The organism is Loktanella sp. PT4BL (assembly GCF_003201935.1).
GTDB lineage: Bacteria > Pseudomonadota > Alphaproteobacteria > Rhodobacterales > Rhodobacteraceae > Yoonia.
Window position 1 is genome coordinate 73,320 of record NZ_QJJL01000001.1, and the last position, 18,672, is coordinate 91,991.

Sequence of the window (18,672 nt, forward strand, 5' to 3'; positions counted from 1 at the left end):
CAGGATATTTTTGGGCCAGTAATAACGGGACTGGTTGCTGTTCTTGCCCCTGTCGGGAAAAACCTTTATCGCGCGAGACAACTTGTATTGACGTAAAGGCGCTTGCTGATGACCGCTCCGAAAAAAGTTGTTCTGGCCTATTCCGGTGGGCTTGATACCTCGATCATTCTGAAATGGCTGCAGACCGAGTACGGCTGCGAGGTGGTGACCTTTACCGCCGATCTCGGTCAGGGTGAGGAACTGGAGCCGGCGCGCGCCAAGGCCGAGATGATGGGCGCATCTGCGATCTATATCGAGGACCTGCGCGAAGAATTCGTGCGCGATTTCGTATTCCCGATGTTCCGCGCCAACGCGCTATATGAGGGGCTTTATCTGCTGGGTACGTCGATTGCGCGCCCGCTGATTTCCAAGCGTCTGGTCGAGATTGCCGCCGCTGAAGGTGCCGACGCCGTGGCGCATGGTGCGACTGGCAAAGGCAACGATCAGGTCCGGTTTGAACTGGCGGCCTATGCGTTGAACCCTGAAATCAAAGTGATCGCGCCTTGGCGTGAGTGGGATTTGACGAGCCGGACCCGTCTCTTGGAGTTTGCCGAGAAGAACCAGATCCCTGTTGCCAAGGACAAGCGCGGCGAAGCCCCGTTCAGTGTGGATGCCAACCTGCTGCACACATCGTCCGAAGGGAAAGTGCTGGAGGACCCGGGTGTTGAAGCGCCCGATTATGTGTACCAGCGGACGGTCGCACCAGAAGATGCGCCGGATGTCGCGGAAATGGTCGAGATCGAATTTGAGCGCGGCGATGCCGTGGGGATCAATGGCGAGCGTATGTCGCCTGCAACGATCCTGACCAAACTGAATGAACTGGGCGGCAAGCATGGTGTGGGCCGGCTTGATCTGGTTGAAAACCGCTTCGTCGGGATGAAATCACGCGGGATTTACGAGACACCCGGCGGTACCGTGCTGCTGGAAGCGCATCGCGGGATTGAGCAGATTACGCTGGATAGCGGTGCGGGCCACCTGAAAGACAGCATCATGCCGCGATATGCGGAACTGATTTACAACGGTTTCTGGTTCTCGCCAGAGCGTGAAATGCTGCAGGCCCTGATCGACAAGAGCCAGGAACATGTGTCGGGAACGGTCCGTGTAAAGCTTTATAAAGGGTCGGCCACGACTGTTGCACGTTGGTCGGACCAGTCGCTTTATTCCGAGGCGCATGTGACCTTTGAGGATGATGCGGGCGCTTATGACCAGACGGATGCGCAAGGGTTCATCCAGTTGAACGCGCTGCGGTTGAAACTGTTGGCGGCACGTAATCGCAAGGGCTGAGGGGGTTTTACCCCCGACCCGTGCCGGGTCCCCCCAGGATATTTTCGGGCCAATAATGGCGCGGGCTTTCAGAGCTTTCTGGCCTGCATTTTTTCGTAGAGCGGTAGGGCCTTGGCTAGCATTTCGTGATGTTTGTCATCCACCATCGGCAGCGGCCCTTCAACAGAGGCAAAGCCAGTACTTCGATGGACCGCGTTGTACCAATGCGCGGCCCAGACACCATCGGCCGCGCGTGGTCCGGCAGGCCATGCCAGCATTGCGGGATCAAAGGCTAAGTCTATGGCATCACAGAGCTTTCGCAGCATTCTTTCGGGGTCTGCGCGGATGTCGGCGCTGTCAATCACGAGGCCGCCAATCTGGTCATAAAGCGCCGCTTGCTGGGTGAAGCCGATGTCCTCGAGGGTCATCTCATCGCGTTTGGCACCATAGCTCGCGATTACGCGGGCGGGGTGACGGATGAGGTGGATATTGATGCAGTCACGAGCCCAGTCCAGCGGGAAGCCCGCAATCATGTGATGCGGCATGTGCTTCATGTAGAAATGCAGCTTTTTGTCCGGAATAGTGCCTAAACAGCGCTGTGCGACAATCGTCGGGTCCGTCTCGTGCCCGGCGATGATTTCATCCCGCATCGGGTGGTTTGCGCCGGTTGCTTTCAGGTAGGGAGCATAGAATGGTTCATCCCAGACGGCGAAATCCGCACGGTTGCCAAAGGCGTACATCATCGCGGTTGAGAGATTGCGGGGACCGGACCACATGGCGATTCTCATCGGCCACATCCCGTACACAAGCTGTACACAACCTGTACATACAGATGACACATCATGACCGGTCCACCAAATCCTTGTAGAGGGCGCGCAAACGTGCGGTCATTGGACCCAATTCGCCGTTACCTATGATGCGGCCATCAATGCTGCTGACGGGCGTTTGCGCGCCGAAGGTGCCGGTGAGAAACGCCTCATCAGCCGCGTAGGTGTCGACGAGGCTGTAGTTGCGTTCGAACACCGGAATGTCGTTGGCACGGCACAGGTCGATCACCTTTTGGCGGGTAATGCCGTTCATGCAATAGTCGCCCGTGCTGGTCCAGACCGCGCCCTTTTTGACGATAAAGAAGTTGCAGGCGTTTGTCGTGTTCACAAAACCATGCACGTCGAGCATCAGCGCCTCATCTGCACCTGCCTTCTGCGCAGCGATACAGGCGAGAATGCAGTTGAGTTTCGAGTGGCTGTTCAGTTTTGGATCCTGCGTCATCGGCAGGCCGCGCTGGTGGGGGACCGTGGCAAGCGTAATCGGGCGCGGGATTTTGGGGCGCGAATGTTCCATGATGATCACGAAAGTGGGCCCTGATTGTGAGAGGCTGGGGTGTTGGAAAGGGCGCACCTTCACCCCGCGTGTCACCATCAACCGCGCGTGGGCGTCTGTCGTCATGCCATTGGCTTTTTGTGTCTCTAACAAGGCGGAAACCACGCCTTTCCGGTCCATGCCGATGTCGAGATCAATCGCCTTTGCCGCCTCAAAAAGCCGGTCCAGATGCTCATCCATGAAGGCCCATTTGCCATCATAGAGCCGCAGCCCTTCCCAAACCCCATCACCCAGCATAAAGCCGCTGTCGTAGACGCTGACAGTGGCCTGGGCTTTCGGGACAATCTGTCCGTTAACGTAGATCAGGATGGCCTCATTGCGGGCATCATCCTCGGCCTTATGGGTGGTGACTTCGGTCATTGGTGTTCTCCTTGTCGTGGACGCTAGGCCAGTGCTCTGGCCGTTCCAAGAGGGAAAACGCAGGTGTCAGGGGTGAAAGTCCTGCACTTCAGACAGATCAGGAATAACGTCAGCGGTACCATGCCGCATGACCATCAGTGCGCCTGCTTTGGTCGCTTGCCCGATGGCCTGTTCCATGGGCAGGCCACGATCGAGGCCAGCCAGAACGTAGCCGGTGAAGGTGTCACCTGCGCCGGTTGTATCGACAGCATCGACCTTGATCGCAGGGAAGTGCTGTTTTCCTGCAGCGCTAAACCAATCTGCGCCATCGGCACCGCGGGTCACGATCACATCGCGCACAGGCAGATCAGCGGGCGCGGTCCCAATAGCTTCTTCAAGCTGGGCGGCCTCAACCGCATTGAGGATCAGAAAATCAAGCGACGGCAGCACCGCCTTGACGCGATCCGCATCGAAAGGCGCGGCAGCATAGGCGATCTGCAGGCCCAGCTTTTTGCCCATTTCGGCGGCAGTGCGTTGCAGGTTGGTTTCGTTCTGGATGACCAGCCAATCACCGGTTTCCGCCTCGGCCATTGCGGCCTGCAGGGTAACCTGGGGGATCTCCGCATTCGCACCCGGATGAAGGACGATTGCATTCTCGCCTTCGGGGTCGACCATAATGATCGCTTGGGCCGTTTCAGTGTCTAACACAGCGATATTGCGGGTATCGACGCCGTATTCCAGCAGGCGCTGGATCGCCCAGCGCCCGTCTTGACCGACAGCGCCAATGTGATTGACGCGGGCAGCGGCTCGGGCAGCGGCGACCGACATATTCGTGCCCTTGCCGCCCAGAAACATCTGGCGGCCCGTGGACGACAGTGTTTCACCGGGTGCCGGGATATGCGGGACGCGATAGACGAAATCCGCGTTGATTGAACCAAGGTTCCAGATTGCCATCAGTCGACCTTGCAGGCCGCAATCACGGCCATGTTGAGGATGTCGTTGACCGTCGAGACAGTCGAACAGATCTGGATTGGCTTCCCGATACCCGACAGGATTGGGCCGATCACGGTCGCGCCTGCCATTTCCTGCATCAGTTTCACGGAAATCGAGGCGGAATGCCGTGCCGGCACGACCAAGACGTTCGCTGGACCCGTCAGGCGTTGGAACGGATAGTTCTCTTGTGCGGCGGCATTGAGTGCCACGTCGACCGTCATTTCACCCTCGTATTCGAAATCGGCTTTGCGCGCGTCGAGCACTTGGGGGGCTTTGTGCATTTTTTCTGCCCGCTCGGAGACGGGGTAACCGAAGGTCGAGAAAGACAGGAAGGCCACGCGCGGTTCTAGCCCCAGTTCGCGCGCAACGGCAGCACCGCGTTCGGCGATATCCGCGAGATCGTTTTCGTCGGGCCATTCATGGACAAGCGTGTCGGTGATCAGCACGATCCGCCCTTTGTGCAGGACAGCGGTAACACCCACTGCGCCATCGTGTGGTTCTGCGTCGAAGACGTGGTTAATCAGTTCCAGAATATGCGCCGATTTGCGCGTGGCCCCTGTCACCATCCCGTCTGCGTGACCATGCGCGAGCATGAGTGCCGCGAACACATGACGGTCGCGGGCGGCAAGGCGATGGACGTCTTGCGCATCAAAACCTTTGCGTTGCAGGCGTTTATAAAGGAAATCCTTGTAGGTTTCCAAATACGGGGTCGTAGCGGCGTTGACGATTTCAAGTTCGTCAAAGGCCTCTGCCAGACCTTCGGCCGTGAGTTTCTGTTTCACATCGTCCTTGCGGCCAACGATCAACGCTTTGCCCATGCCAGAGCGCTGATACATGACGGCGGCGCGCAACACGCGGGGATCATCGCCTTCGGCGAACACAACAGTGGATTGGTTGGCGCGGGCGCGCGCGTTCAGGCTACGCAGAATGGACTGCGTGGGATCCATGCGGGATTTGAGAGAGAGCTCATAGGCGTCCATATCCACGATGGGGCGGCGCGCGACGCCTGTTTTCATGCCGGCCCGTGCCACCGCCGTCGGGATGCGGTGGATCAGACGGGGGTCGAACGGCGTCGGAATGATGTAGTCGCGCCCGAAGGTCAGTTTCTTGCCATAGGCCATGGCGACTTCATCCGGCACATCCTCGCGCGCCAGTGCCGCAAGCGCCTCGGCACAGGCGATTTTCATTTCGTCGTTGATCGCGCGGGCGTGGATGTCGAGCGCACCACGGAAAAGATAGGGAAAGCCCAGCACGTTGTTCACCTGATTTGGGTAATCGCTGCGGCCTGTGGCGACGATGGCATCCTCGCGTACAGCATGGGCGTCTTCGGGTGTGATTTCGGGATCGGGGTTCGCCATGGCAAAAATAACAGGGTTTTCAGCCATGTTAGACACCATTTCCTGTGTCACAGCCCCTTTGGCGCTGACGCCGAGGAAGACGTCACAGCCCTTCATCGCATCATCAAGCGTGCGGGCGGTGGTATTGGCAGCGTGGGCAGATTTCCATTGGTTCATGCCCTCGGTCCGGCCCTGGTAAATGACACCTTTGGTATCAGCCATGATGCAGTTGTCATGTTTCGCACCCATCGCCTTGAGCAATTCAAGGCAGGCGATCCCTGCGGCACCGGCCCCGTTCAGGACGATTTTGACATCTTCGATCTTCTTGCCCGACAGATGCAGCGCGTTCAGCAGACCTGCGGCACAGATCACCGCCGTCCCATGCTGGTCATCGTGAAAAACGGGGATATCCATCTGCTCTTTGAGCGTTTGTTCAATGATGAAACACTCGGGCGCTTTGATGTCTTCAAGGTTGATACCGCCAAAGGTGGGACCCATCAGGCGGACGGCCTTGATGAATTCGTCCGGGTCTTCGGTATCCAGTTCAATGTCGATGGAATTGACGTCGGCAAAACGTTTGAAAAGCACGGATTTGCCTTCCATGACCGGTTTGCTGCCCAGCGCGCCGAGATTGCCGAGGCCAAGGACCGCAGTGCCGTTTGAAATCACGGCAACCAGATTGCCTTTGTTGGTGTAATCATAAGCGAGCGCGGGGTTTGCGGCGATTTCCTCGCAGGGGATCGCGACGCCGGGGGAATAGGCCAGTGACAAATCGCGCTGCGTCGTCATCGGGACAGTTGCCTGAATTTCCCATTTGCCCGGAGTTGGATGCATATGGAATTGCAGCGCATCTTCGCGGGTCAGTTTATTCTTCGACATCGGGTCCCCCTGTTTTAGTCCACAAGACATAGCGGTTTCTGCCAAGGGCCTGCAACGGGTTCATTTCAGGGTTTCGCAGCTTTCATGCAGTGGTAATGTGCGCGGAATGATCCCGGGGGATACATGAGCAACAGCACAGTCACGCCGATGATGGCGCAATATCTGGAAATCAAAGCTGAGCATCCTGATGCGCTGCTGTTTTACCGGATGGGCGATTTCTATGAGATGTTCTTTGACGATGCCGTTGCTGCGGCAGAGGCGCTTGATATCGCGCTGACAAAACGCGGCAAGCATGATGAACAGGATATACCGATGTGCGGTGTGCCGCATCACGCGGCTGAAGGCTATTTCCTCACGCTGATCCGCAAAGGGTTCCGCGTGGCGGTTTGTGAGCAGATGGAAAGCCCCGCTGAGGCGAAGAAGCGTGGTTATAAGGCGGTTGTGAAACGTGAAGTCGTGCGTCTGGTCACGCCGGGTACGTTGACCGAGGATTCGTTGCTTGATGCACGCCGGCATAATTTTCTGGCGGCCTATCATAGCGTGCGCGATGCAGGGGCACTGGCGTGGGTCGATATCTCGACCGGTGCGTTCCATGTGATGCCTTGCGGGGGCGCGCAACTGGGCCCCGAACTGGCACGATTAACGCCACGCGAGGTGATTGTTGCAGACGGGTCCGAGGCGGATTGGGCTGGAATAGTGTCGGATTCCGGTGCAACGCTGACAACCTTGGGTGCAGCGGCATTTGACAGTGTTTCAGGCGAAAAGCGCCTGTGTAGTGTCTATAAAGTCAGCTCACTTGATGCGTTTGGCAGCTTTGGTCGCGCCGAGATTGGGGCCATGTCTGCTGTTGCCGAATATCTGGATATTACGCAGCGCGGTAATCTGCCTTTGTTGCGCCCCCCCGTTCAGGAGGGCCAGTCAGCAGCAATGCAGATTGATGCGGCGACACGGCGATCATTGGAGCTGACCCAAGCGATGAACGGCGGCAAGCAAGGGTCGCTTTTGCATTGCATTGATCGCACAGTCACCGCAAGTGGTGCGCGATTGTTGGAACGGCGGCTTTCGTCACCGTCCTGCAATGGTGATGTCATCACGGGGCGGTTGGATGCGGTCGGGTTCTTGGCCAATCAGGCGCGGCTGACCAAGGATATTCGACAGAGTTTGCGCGGCGTGCATGATCTGGACCGCGCGTTGTCACGTTTGGCGCTGGATCGTGGCGGGCCACGGGATATGGCAGCAATTCGCAACACCATCGGACAGGCCATTGCGCTTTCCGCGCTGATGCCGGCGGATTTGCCCCCTATTCTGGCGGATGCAACGCAGGATTTGACAGGGCATCAGGCGTTGTTGGACCTGTTGGATGAGGCGCTGATTGCAGAACCGCCGCTTTTGTCGCGCGACGGCGGGTTCATTGCGCCGGGGTATGACGCCGAACTGGACGAAGTGCGCAAGTTACGTGACGAAGGCCGGTCTGTGATTGCGCAGATGCAATCAGAGTATATCGAGACATCGGGCGTGTCGTCGCTGAAGATCAAGCACAACAACGTGCTGGGGTACTTTATCGAGACAACGGCAACGCATGCGGCCAAAATGATGGCCCCGCCATTGAATGAAACCTTCATTCATCGCCAGACCACGGCCAATCAGGTGCGTTTTACCACCGTAGAGCTGTCAGAGATCGAGACGCGTATCCTCAATGCGGGCGGGCGTGCACTCGAGATCGAAAAGAGACTCTATTCCAGCCTGAAAGAGGCGATTATTGCGCAGGCAGGGCCGCTTGGCGCATTGGCGCGGGCGCTGTCCGAAATTGATTTGAACGCAGGTCTTGCGGAATTGGCGGTGACCGAAAACTGGGTCAGGCCACGGGTGGACGACAGCCGCGCATTTGACATCACAGGCGGGCGGCATCCCGTTGTTGAGGCGGCTTTGCAGAAAGACGGCGCGCCATTTATCGCCAATGATTGCGGATTGACCGACACACCAATCTGGTTGCTGACCGGTCCGAACATGGCAGGTAAATCGACGTTTCTACGACAGAATGCGCTGCTTGCGATTTTGGCTCAGATGGGCAGTTTTGTGCCGGCCACCGAGGCCCACATCGGGATTGTCAGCCAGTTGTTTAGCCGCGTCGGGGCGTCAGACGATCTGGCACGCGGGCGGTCGACCTTTATGGTCGAGATGGTGGAAACGGCAGCGATTTTGAATCAGGCCGATGATCGGGCGCTTGTCATTCTGGATGAAATCGGGCGCGGCACCGCGACATATGACGGTTTGTCGATTGCCTGGGCGACGTTGGAACATTTGCATGATGTGAACCGCTGTCGCGCGCTGTTTGCTACGCATTACCACGAAATGTCGGCGCTATCGGCAAAGCTCGAGGGTGTGGATAACGCAACGGTCACCGTGAAGGAATGGGAAGGCGACGTGATTTTCCTGCATGAGGTCAAGCGCGGCACAGCGGATCGCAGTTACGGGGTGCAAGTTGCGCGTTTGGCAGGGTTGCCTGCCGTCGTTGTAGAGCGCGCCAAAGTGGTTCTGGAAGCTTTGGAAAAAGGTGAGCGCGAAGGCGGGACAGCGCAGAAAGCGATCATTGATGATCTGCCGCTGTTTTCTGCAACGCCTGCCCCGGTCACCGTTGCGCCAAAGCCCTCTGTAATCGAGGAACGTTTGCGCGATGTGCACCCCGATGAGCTGAGCCCCCGGGATGCGCTTGATCTGATTTATGAGTTGCGGTCGAAATTGTAGCGTGGGTTGGTCCCACCCTACGATGCGGGCATGGATGACACGCCGACTTGGGCCGGGCGCAACAGGCGGTCGTGCAGCATGAAACCCTCGGCGGCGACCTGAATGATCTCGCCTGCTTTGGTGCCGGGCACAGGCGCTTCGAACATAGCCTGGTGTAGCTGCGGGTCGAATTTATCACCTACTTCAGGCGTAATAGGGTCGATTCCGTGCTTTTTGAACACGCTGATCAATTCGCGCATTGTCAGCTCGACACCCTCAAGCAAGGCTTTGTTTGCGTCTTGCTCGGCCTCGGCTGAGGACTGCAACGCGCGGCGCAGGTTGTCGTAAACCGGCAGCATGTCGCGGGCGAGTTTGGAACCACCATAGTTTTCAGCCTCGCGGCGGTCACGATCGGCACGTTTGCGGGTATTTTCCGCATCAGCCAATGCGCGCATGAACTTGTCACGGAATTCATCACGCTCTGCGCGCAGGGCTTCGATTTCATCAAAGCTTGCTTCAGCAGCATCGAAATCAATCTCGTCGCCTTCAGCTGCGAGTTCATCAAGGCTTTGTAGTTCTTCGTCTTTATCAGACATCAGTCTTCCCTTTACGAGCGGTCAACGATCATCTTGCCGACCAGCTTTGCGGTGTAGTTCACGATTGGTACGATGCGCCCATAGTTCAGCCGTGTTGGACCAATCACCCCAACGGCGCCAATGATCTTTTTGTCGGCGTTCATATAAGGGGAAACGACCAGAGATGAACCCGAAAGTGAGAACAATTTGTTCTCGGAGCCAATAAAAATGCGCACCCCCTCACCTTCTTCGGCAAGATCAAGGAATTGCGCGATGTCACGCTTGCGTTCAAGGTCGTCAAAGAGGGTACGGATACGGGCAAGATCTGCCTCGTCACCACCTTCACCAAGCAGATTGCCGCGCCCGCGCACAATCAACCGCTCCGTCGATTCGCCTTCATTCTCCCAAAGAACGACGCCATTCTCGACGAGTTCGGCAGCCAAGGCGTTGATTTCCTGACGCCGTGTTTTGATCTCACGTGAAATTACGGCGCTGAGGTCCGATAGCGTATGCCCCGCCGCGATTGCATTCAGGAAATTCGCAGCCTCGCGCATGGAAGACGGGGTTTGGCCAGGTGGCGGTGTAAAGACGCGGTTTTCCACATGGCCGTCACCGAAGACCAGCACAACCAGCGCGCGGTCGGCAGAGAGCGAGACAAACTCGATATGTCTAATCGGCGCTTCGTGCTTCGGGGTCAGCACAAGGCTGGCACCATGCGTCACACCAGAGAGCGCCTGGCCGACCTCATCCAGAACAGTGGTAACGTCCTGATTGTTCGACGTAACGGTGCGATCAATTTTTTCACGGTCCTGACCATCAAGATCGCCAACTTCCAGCAACCCGTCAACGAAAAGGCGCAGCCCCAACTGGGTGGGAATGCGGCCCGCGCTGACATGGGGGCTTCCCAACAGTCCGAGATACTCGAGATCCTGCATCACATTGCGGATCGTCGCGGCGCTGACCTGTTCGGAAAAATCTCGGGTGAGCGAGCGTGACCCGACAGGTGCGCCACTTTCAAGGTAGCCTTCGACCACGCGGCGAAACACCTCGCGGGAGCGCGCGTTCATTTCGTCAATATTTGGCGATTGTGCTGTCATTGGTTCCACTGGCAAGGCGTCGCAATTAAAACGAAGTTTGCGGTAGCGTCAATCGGGGTTGGATTTCATATGTGGGCAGCGTATGCCGCTAATGCAACCGATAGGAGGAAACCCGATGCGTCCATCTGGCCGTCAAACGAATGAAATGCGCGAAATCTCGATCGAGACAGGCGTGACGATGCACGCGGAAGGGTCTTGTCTGATCAAATGTGGCAATACCCATGTGCTTTGCACCGCGACCATTGACGAGCGTGTACCACCGTTTCTGAAGAATTCCGGCCTTGGGTGGGTGACAGCGGAATACGGCATGCTGCCACGTGCGACAAATACGCGGATGCGGCGTGAGGCAAAGAACGGGCAATCCGGCCGCACACAGGAAATCCAGCGGTTGATCGGGCGGTCTTTGCGGGCCGGTGTTGATCGGGTCGCACTGGGGGAGCGCCAGATCGTGGTGGATTGTGATGTTATTCAGGCCGATGGGGGCACACGCTGTGCATCAATCACGGGCGGTTGGGTCGCGTTGAAGCTGGCAGTGCAAAAGTTGATGAAGGCGGGTGATGTGATCAGCGATCCTTTGATCGACCCTGTCGCGGCAATTTCTTGCGGGATTTATGCGGGTCAGGAAGTGCTGGATCTGGATTATCCCGAGGACAGTGAAGCCGGTGTTGACGGCAACTTTGTCATGTCAGCTGGAAAACTGATCGAGGTACAGATGTCTGCAGAGGGGTCAACCTATACGCGCGCGCAGATGGATGCCCTGCTTGATCTGGCGGAAAAAGGTGTCGCGGAACTGACAGCGGCGCAACTGGCGGCGGTGTCCTGATGCGGCGATTTGACGGCAAGGAATTGGTGATTGCGACCCATAACCAAGGGAAGCTGGAAGAGATTGCCGATCTGTTGCGCCCTTACGGGGTGTCTTTGACGTCAAACGCAGATCATGGGTTGCCCGAGCCGGAAGAAACCGAAACCACTTTTGTCGGGAACGCACGGATCAAGGCGCATGCAGCAGCCAAGGCAACCGGCCTGCCGGCCCTGTCGGATGATAGCGGGATCGAGATTGACGGCCTTGGTGGTGCGCCCGGCGTTTATACTGCGGATTGGGCGGAAACACCCAACGGCCGCGATTTCAAGATGGCAATGGCGCGGAGTTGGGCCGAGTTAGAGTCTGTTTCCGCCCCCTACCCACGGACTGCGCGGTTTTGTTGCACCTTGGTTCTGGCCTGGCCTGACGGACATGACGAGGTGTTTCCCGGTGTCATGCCCGGCCAGATTGTTTGGCCGATGCGTGGTGACCAAGGGCATGGATATGATCCGATTTTTCAGCCTGATGGTTATGACATCACCTTTGGCGAGATGGATCGCTGGGAAAAGAACAAGATCAGCCACCGAGCTGATGCTTTTGCCAAGCTGATCGCGGGTTGTTTTGCCTAGGATGGAAGATTGGGAGCATGGAGGCTTTGGCCTCTATATTCACTGGCCGTTTTGTCAGGCGAAGTGTCCCTATTGCGATTTTAACAGTCATGTCGTGGCCCAGATTGACCAAGGTGCCTGGGCCGAGGCCTATTTGAGCGAGATTGCACGTGTTGGGGCCGAAACGCAGGGCCGTGTTTTGCGGTCTGTTTTCTTTGGCGGTGGCACGCCCAGCCTGATGGATCCGGCGGTGGTTGATACAATCCTGACGAAGGTACGTGCGACTTGGCCGATGGCGAATGATATCGAGATCACGCTGGAGGCGAATCCGACGTCAGTCGAAGCGGAACGCTTTGCCGGCTACCGCGATGCGGGGGTGAACCGCGTTTCCATGGGTATTCAGGCGCTGAATGATGCAGATTTGAAGGCACTGGGCCGGTTGCATAGCGCTGAAGAAGCAATGCGGGCCTTTGAAATTGCACGCAAGGTGTTCGATCGCGTGAGTTTTGATCTGATATACGCGCGGCAAGGCCAATCGGTCACGGATTGGACGGCGGAATTGCGGCGTGCGCTGGATTTGGCGGTCGATCATTTATCGCTCTATCAGCTCACAATCGAGGATGGCACGGCCTTTGGTGATCGCTATGCGGCAGGCAGACTGCGCGGTCTGCCGGATGATGATGCGGCAGCTGACATGTATGCCGCGACGCAAGAGATTTGCGAAGAGGCCGGATTTGCGGGCTATGAGGTGTCCAATCACGCGCGCGCGGGCTGTGAGAGTATCCACAACAAAATCTATTGGCGCTATGGCGATTACGCTGGGATTGGGCCAGGCGCACATGGGCGTCTGACATTGGGTGGACAGCGGTTTGCGACCGAGGCACCACGCGCACCCGCGGGGTGGTTGGCACAGGTGCGCAAAACAGGAAACGGGGACTTGTCACGCGAGGCGCTCACGCAAGACGAGCAGTTTGCGGAGTTTCTGTTGATGGGGATGCGGTTGCGCGAAGGTGTGGATACTACGCGCTTTCCGCATCTCGGTAGAGACGAATATATAAATAAAATCAATGGGTTAGTTGACTTGGGGATGGTCACCTATAACTCGGAGATCCTGCAACTTACCGCTCAAGGCGCTCCTGTCTTGAACGCTGTCCTGCGCGCCTTATTGGACGATTAACCACCGGAAAGCGCGCGGAGAAGATCATCCAGCTGATCAAGCGACTTATATGCAATCGTCATTTTGCCGCCTTCACTGCCTGCCGGATGATCGATTGTGACTTTCATGCGCAGCGTCGCTGACAGCTCATCTTCGATCTGGATGGTGTCAGCATCTTTGGGCACTGGCGCCCCTGGCACCGAACGCTTTTTGATTGCAGGACCCTTCTTGGCCAGCTTTTCGGTTTCGCGGACCGAGAGTTTGCGTTGAATGATTTCGCGGGCCAAGGCGACGGCATGATCGTGCCCGACAAGGGCACGTGCGTGACCGGCGGACAGCTGGCCACTGACAAGATAGGTCTGCACCTCTTCCGGTAGGGTCAGGAGGCGCAGCAGGTTTGCGATGTGGCTGCGGCTTTTGCCCAGAGCAGAGGCGAGTTTATCTTGAGTGTGGCCGAAGCGGTCCATCAATTGTTTATAGCCTGCGGCCTCATCCACGGGGTTCAGGTCTGCACGCTGGATGTTTTCGATGATCGCAATTTCAAGGACTTCTGTGTCATCATAGTCACGCAAGAGGACCGGGATTTCGTGCAACTTGGCGCGTTGCGCAGCACGCCAACGACGTTCACCCGCAACGATTTCGAAGAAATCAGGATCAGCCGGAGATTGCCGGACAATGAGAGGCTGAATGATGCCTTTCTCGGCAATGGAACTTGCGAGTTCGTCAAGCGCATCCTCTGCAAAGGTGCGGCGCGGCTGATCGGGATTGGGGCGCACCCGTTCAATCGGCACGACGAGATCGGGCCGCTTTGCCGGTGCTTCGCTGCTGTCGTCCGTTGCCACATCTGACATCAGAGCAGAGAGACCACGGCCCAGGCCACGGGATTTCTTTGGTGTGCGTGTCATCTATGCGGCCTTCTTTTTCTTTGTTCTTTCAATCAATTCAGCAGCGAGCGCACGATATGCGGCGCTGCCTTTTGATGCACTATCATAGGAGAGCACGGGCATCGCGAATGATGGCGCTTCGCTCAGGCGGACGTTGCGGGGAATGACGGTTTTGAACACCATATCACCCATGTTTTCGCGGGCGTCATCCTCAACCTGCAAAGAGAGGTTGTTGCGGCTATCATACATTGTGAGCGCAATACCTTCGATCCTCAGATCGGGATTGGCGGTTTGCCGGACATCACGGACAGTGAGAATAAGCTGTGAAAGGCCTTCGAGCGCGAAAAACTCGCTTTGTAGCGGCACAATGATGGAATGCGCCGCTACCATCGCGTTGACAGTCAATATGTTGAGAGAGGGCGGGCAATCTATCAAAATGTAGTCAAAGACGAAAAGCGCCGGATCATTGCCCCGCAGCACATCCCGCAACAGGAAACTGCGTTTTGCATTGTCGACAAGTTCAAGATCGGCAGAGCTTAGGTCGGTTGTTGCTGGAATGATGCAAAGGCGATTGACGGATGTTTTCTGAATGGCCTTGGTCAAGGTGACATCGCCAGCCAGCAGATCGTAGGTTGTGGCCTCTCTCTTGTCATGATCAACGCCAAGGCCCGTAGATGCGTTCCCTTGCGGGTCCAGATCGATCAGCAGGACGTTTTTCTTTTTTTCTGCCAAGGCTGCACCCAAATTGATAGTGGTGGTCGTTTTCCCGACACCCCCTTTTTGGTTCGCAACCGCGATGATTATTGGATCATGAGCCAAGCTTATCTATCCTTCGGATGGCGAGTATTCGTGCGTCAGGATCAGTGATACTGGCGTTTTCTTCAAGGTCAAACGACCAGTTCTTTTGCGCATCGGCAACTTCCTGTCCGGACTGGCGACCTTTGTGAAAAAGAGCCAAGCCGTCGTGCTTCAGGTGTCGCTGTGTCAGAGAAAGCAATCCAGATAGTGCGGTGAGTGCGCGAGCAGATACCACATCTGCATTCTGTTCAGGGGCAGTTTCAATTCGTTCAGCAATCACTTGCACTGAAAGGCCAAGCTCACGTGCCGCTGTGCGCAGGAATGCTGCTTTGCGTTGGTCGCTTTCAATGAGAACAAACTCCGCATGCGGGTTCTTGTCTTTAGCGAGAATCGCCATAACGATGCCGGGAAACCCGCCACCACTGCCGATATCGACCCATTTTTCAAAGGATTCTGGCGCAAACCTATAGAGCTGGACCGAATCGACGATATGGCGCTCCCAGATGGAATCTCGTGTTCCCCGCGCGATTAGGTTGATCTTTGCGGTCCATTTCGCAGTCAGAGCAGCAAATGCCTCAAGGTCTGACATTGTTTCACGTGAAACATTCACGCCGGCAACAACCAATGACATCTCTCAGGTTCCGGTCGCTTGGTGCTGTTTCTTTATGGCCCCGATAATCAGCATCAGGGCCGCAGGCGTCATGCCCTCGATACGACCCGCATGCGCAATCGTTGACGGACGCGTTGCGGACAGTTTTGCCACGATTTCGTTCGAAAGGCCCCTGATTTGCGTATAGTCTGTGTCATCGGGAATGATGTGGTTTTCATCCCGCTCCATCGCCGCAATATCACGCTCTTGCCGCGCGATATAATGTGCGTAAAGTGCATCTTTCTTTACCTGGTCTTGTATCTGAACAGGAATATCATCTACATCTAGCTGCAATTGCGCCAGATGTTCAAAATTGAAATCCGCCAAGGCAAGCGCATCCAGCGCAGATTTGCGCGGACCGTCCGCGTTCAATTTCACTCCAAGACCTGCAATATCACGCGAAGAGATCATCATCTCGGAAAGTGACGCCTTGGCTTTTCCGATCTGTTCCATCTTGTCGCTAAAGTGCGACCACCTGTTTTCACCCACACAGCCAATCGCATGGCCCCGCTCTGTCAGCCGCTGATCTGCGTTATCCGCGCGAAGCGACAAACGAAACTCGGCGCGTGAGGTAAACATGCGGTAGGGTTCTGATACACCTCGTGTGATCAGATCATCAATCATCACGCCGATATAGGATTCCCGACGGCTAAAGATGACAGAATCCTGTCCTTTTACTTGCGCAGCCGCATTGAGGCCCGCAACCATGCCCTGCGCCGCGGCCTCTTCGTAACCGGTCGTCCCGTTGATCTGGCCCGCCAAAAACAGCCCCGGAACATCGCGGAGTTCCAATGTCGCCCGTAAGGCCCGCGGATCGACATAGTCGTATTCAATCGCATAACCAGGCTGCAAAATCGTTGTATTTTCAAGACCATAGATCGAATTCACATAGGCCTTTTGCACGTCCTCAGGCAGAGATGTTGAAATACCGTTCGGATAGACCGTGTGATCATTCACGCCCTCTGGTTCGAGGAAAATCTGGTGCGATGTCTTATCTGCGAAGCGAACGATCTTATCCTCGATCGACGGGCAATAGCGTGGGCCCACGCCGTCGATCCGTCCACCATACATCGCCGAACGGCCAAGGTTATCGCGGATAATATCGTGGGTCGCCTCATTCGTATGGGTGATTCCGCAATCAATCTGCGGGGCCGACGGACCTGTCGACAGAAAGGAAAACAACACAGGATCCGCGTCACTAGGCTGCGTTTCCAATTTATCCCAAGCAATTGTGCGACCATCCAGACGTGGTGGTGTACCCGTTTTCAGACGGCCAAGCGGCAATCCAAAGCTATCAAGGCGCTCTGCCATTTTGACCGAGGGGTCATCACCCATCCGCCCGCCAGGCCGCGACACATCGCCGATATGGATCACACCGCGCAGGAATGTACCGGTTGTCAGAATCACACTATTTGCGGAAATGGCAGCACCATCGCGCATCTGGATACCGGTCACGCGGCCCTTAGACATCAGCAAATCAACGGCTTCGCCCTCAAGGATGGTGAGGTTTGCCAGCAAATCCAGCTCTGCCTGCATTTCCTTGCGATAGATTTGCCTGTCAGATTGGGCGCGCGGCCCCTGTACGGCAGGCCCTTTCTTCCGGTTCAGCAAGCGAAACTGGATACCCGCCTTATCGGCAACACGTCCCATAACGCCGTCAAGCGCATCAATCTCGCGCACGAGGTGGCCTTTTCCCAGACCCCCAATTGCTGGATTGCAAGACATCACACCGATAGAAGCCTTGGTTAGCGTCACCAATGCTGTGCGCAAGCCCATACGGGCCGCCGCATGTGCTGCCTCGGCGCCTGCATGTCCGCCACCAATCACAATTACGTCGTAGTCCTGATGTTTCACGTGAAACACTCCCTACTTGCCGATGCAAAAACTGCTGAAGATCTCATCCAGCACGTGCTCTACATCAACGCGGCCCACAATACTATCCACGGCACGAATGGCTGATCTCAAATCCTCTGCCACGAGATCGGTCATCGCATCAGGTGTTTCAAGTGCCAGCACCGCATCATCCAGATATCCGATTGCGCGCACCATCGCGACCCGGTGCCGTTCGCGCATCGCAATCCCGATTTGTCCGACCTTCTCCTGCAGACGCTGCCGCACACATTCAATCAGCGCGTCGATGCCAGCCCCTGTCTTGCCAGATATCGCCAGTCCATCCCCATGACCAAGATCGGATTTTGCCTGCACGACAAGATCATCAGGGCTAAGCTCTCTATTTATTTCTGAAGGATCCATGACCAAGTGTATGCGAAAATCGGCCCGCTCAGCCCTTTCTTTCGCCCGCGCGACACCAAGCCCCTCGACGATATCATCCGTGTCCCTAACGCCCGCTGTATCCAGCAGCGTCACTGGCAGGCCATCAAGGTCCATCTGCACCTCGATCACGTCACGCGTGGTACCCGCAACCTCGGATGTGATCGCAACATCACGTCCGGCAAGCCGGTTCAAGAGCGTTGATTTACCAACATTCGGTGCCCCGATAATGGCCACTTCGAACCCGTCCCGCACACGCTCGGCAACACGCACACCTGCGGCCTCGCGGGTCATCTCGGTCCGGACCTGACCCAAGAGATCGTTCACTTCAGGGCTGACATCGACAGGCACTTCCTCATCCGCAAAATCAATTGTCGCCTCAAGCAAAGCAGCCGCCCGAATAAGACGTGTCCGCCAGCTATCTGCCAATACCCCCAGCGCGCCGGAAAAGACCCGTACAGCCTGCTTACGCTGGCTCTCGGTCTCGGCATCAATCAAGTCAGCAAGTCCCTCAACCTCGGCCAGGTTGAGCCGTCCGTTTTCCAGCGCACGACGTGTGAATTCGCCTGCCTCTGCCTGTCGTAGCGCAGGGTTATCACCTAAACACCGCAACACCGCATTGACCACCGCCGGACTGCCGTGCAGCTGAAGTTCGACTACGCTTTCACCGGTAAAGCTCTTGCCCTCAGGGAAGTGCAGGATGAGCGCCTCATCCAGCAACTCTCCGCTCGCGTCACGCAATGAGCGCACGCCCCGCGTCACAGGGACATCACCGCACAAACCCGACACCGCAGGCCCTGCCATTGGCCCGGAAATCCGCACCACAGCAACACCTGCCCGGCCCTGCGCCGTCGCTAAGGCAAAAATCGTATCCATAG

16 protein-coding genes are annotated in these 18,672 nt (G+C 56.7%); 5 read left to right on the plus strand and 11 right to left on the minus strand.

Annotated elements, in window-relative coordinates; genetic code table 11:
- Nucleotides 1-108: 108 nt before the first annotated feature.
- The gene (locus tag C7964_RS00365; RefSeq protein WP_110277746.1) at nt 109-1,323 is read left to right on the plus strand and encodes an argininosuccinate synthase; all 1,215 of its coding nucleotides are present in this window, start codon (nt 109-111) and stop codon (nt 1,321-1,323) included.
- Between the two features lie 68 nt (nt 1,324-1,391).
- Here the strand turns inward: C7964_RS00365 and C7964_RS00370 are convergent, their stop codons facing one another.
- From C7964_RS00370 to C7964_RS00385, 4 genes are all read right to left on the minus strand, one after another.
- Nucleotides 1,392-2,090 carry a sulfotransferase-like domain-containing protein gene (locus C7964_RS00370; RefSeq protein WP_110277747.1) on the minus strand — a complete coding sequence of 233 codons (699 nt, stop codon included), beginning with the start codon at nt 2,088-2,090 and terminating at the stop codon, nt 1,392-1,394.
- Nucleotides 2,091-2,142: 52 nt separating this feature from the next.
- The gene (locus tag C7964_RS00375; protein ID WP_110277748.1) at nt 2,143-3,042 is read right to left on the minus strand and encodes a D-amino acid aminotransferase; all 900 of its coding nucleotides are present in this window, start codon (nt 3,040-3,042) and stop codon (nt 2,143-2,145) included.
- A 66-nt stretch (nt 3,043-3,108) separates the two neighbouring features.
- Entirely contained in the window at nt 3,109-3,975 is an 867-nt protein-coding gene (locus C7964_RS00380) for a ribokinase (RefSeq protein WP_110277749.1), read from the minus strand.
- Nucleotides 3,975-6,230 (minus strand): NADP-dependent malic enzyme, encoded by a 2,256-nt coding sequence (locus C7964_RS00385; RefSeq protein ID WP_110277750.1) that lies wholly within the window; start codon nt 6,228-6,230, stop codon nt 3,975-3,977. Before C7964_RS00385 ends, C7964_RS00380 begins: the two co-directional genes overlap by 1 nt.
- 123 nt (nt 6,231-6,353) lie before the next feature.
- Between C7964_RS00385 and mutS the strand changes: the two genes are divergently transcribed.
- Nucleotides 6,354-8,975 (plus strand): DNA mismatch repair protein MutS, encoded by a 2,622-nt coding sequence (mutS, locus tag C7964_RS00390; protein WP_181417071.1) that lies wholly within the window; start codon nt 6,354-6,356, stop codon nt 8,973-8,975.
- Between the two features lie 17 nt (nt 8,976-8,992).
- On the opposite strand, the gene C7964_RS00395 is transcribed toward mutS, so the two are convergent.
- Nucleotides 8,993-9,550: a nucleotide exchange factor GrpE gene (locus tag C7964_RS00395; protein WP_110277751.1), complete on the minus strand. Its 558-nt coding sequence runs from the start codon at nt 9,548-9,550 to the stop codon at nt 8,993-8,995.
- An 11-nt stretch (nt 9,551-9,561) separates the two neighbouring features.
- Entirely contained in the window at nt 9,562-10,626 is a 1,065-nt protein-coding gene (gene hrcA, locus C7964_RS00400) for a heat-inducible transcriptional repressor HrcA (protein ID WP_110277752.1), read from the minus strand.
- Between the two features lie 115 nt (nt 10,627-10,741).
- Between hrcA and rph the strand changes: the two genes are divergently transcribed.
- From rph to hemW, 3 genes are read left to right on the plus strand one after another with little or no spacing between them, the layout of a single operon-like run.
- A complete protein-coding gene (rph, locus tag C7964_RS00405) occupies nt 10,742-11,449 on the plus strand; it encodes a ribonuclease PH (RefSeq protein ID WP_110277753.1) in 708 nt (235 codons plus the stop codon).
- Entirely contained in the window at nt 11,449-12,057 is a 609-nt protein-coding gene (gene rdgB, locus C7964_RS00410; protein ID WP_076660353.1) for an RdgB/HAM1 family non-canonical purine NTP pyrophosphatase, read from the plus strand. Before rph ends, rdgB begins: the two co-directional genes overlap by 1 nt.
- A gap of 1 nt (nt 12,058) precedes the next feature.
- Nucleotides 12,059-13,213 (plus strand): radical SAM family heme chaperone HemW, encoded by a 1,155-nt coding sequence (hemW, locus tag C7964_RS00415; protein ID WP_110277754.1) that lies wholly within the window; start codon nt 12,059-12,061, stop codon nt 13,211-13,213.
- On the opposite strand, the gene C7964_RS00420 is transcribed toward hemW, so the two are convergent.
- Genes C7964_RS00420 through mnmE form a run of 5 tightly spaced genes read right to left on the minus strand, consistent with a single transcriptional unit; the run spans nt 13,210 to nt 18,670 of the window.
- On the minus strand, nt 13,210-14,097 hold the full coding sequence (locus tag C7964_RS00420) for a ParB/RepB/Spo0J family partition protein (protein WP_110277755.1): 888 nt from the start codon (nt 14,095-14,097) through the stop codon (nt 13,210-13,212). The two genes, hemW and C7964_RS00420, sit on opposite strands and share 4 nt — an antisense overlap.
- Nucleotides 14,098-14,895, minus strand: coding sequence for a ParA family protein (locus C7964_RS00425; protein WP_110277756.1), 798 nt, complete (start codon nt 14,893-14,895; stop codon nt 14,098-14,100). It lies immediately after the preceding gene.
- Entirely contained in the window at nt 14,885-15,505 is a 621-nt protein-coding gene (gene rsmG, locus C7964_RS00430) for a 16S rRNA (guanine(527)-N(7))-methyltransferase RsmG (protein WP_110277757.1), read from the minus strand. Before rsmG ends, C7964_RS00425 begins: the two co-directional genes overlap by 11 nt.
- A 3-nt stretch (nt 15,506-15,508) precedes the next feature.
- Nucleotides 15,509-17,377 carry a tRNA uridine-5-carboxymethylaminomethyl(34) synthesis enzyme MnmG gene (gene mnmG, locus C7964_RS00435; RefSeq protein WP_110277758.1) on the minus strand — a complete coding sequence of 623 codons (1,869 nt, stop codon included), beginning with the start codon at nt 17,375-17,377 and terminating at the stop codon, nt 15,509-15,511.
- 12 nt (nt 17,378-17,389) lie between these two features.
- Nucleotides 17,390-18,670 carry a tRNA uridine-5-carboxymethylaminomethyl(34) synthesis GTPase MnmE gene (mnmE, locus tag C7964_RS00440; protein WP_110277759.1) on the minus strand — a complete coding sequence of 427 codons (1,281 nt, stop codon included), beginning with the start codon at nt 18,668-18,670 and terminating at the stop codon, nt 17,390-17,392.
- Between the last annotated feature and the right edge of the window lie 2 nt (nt 18,671-18,672).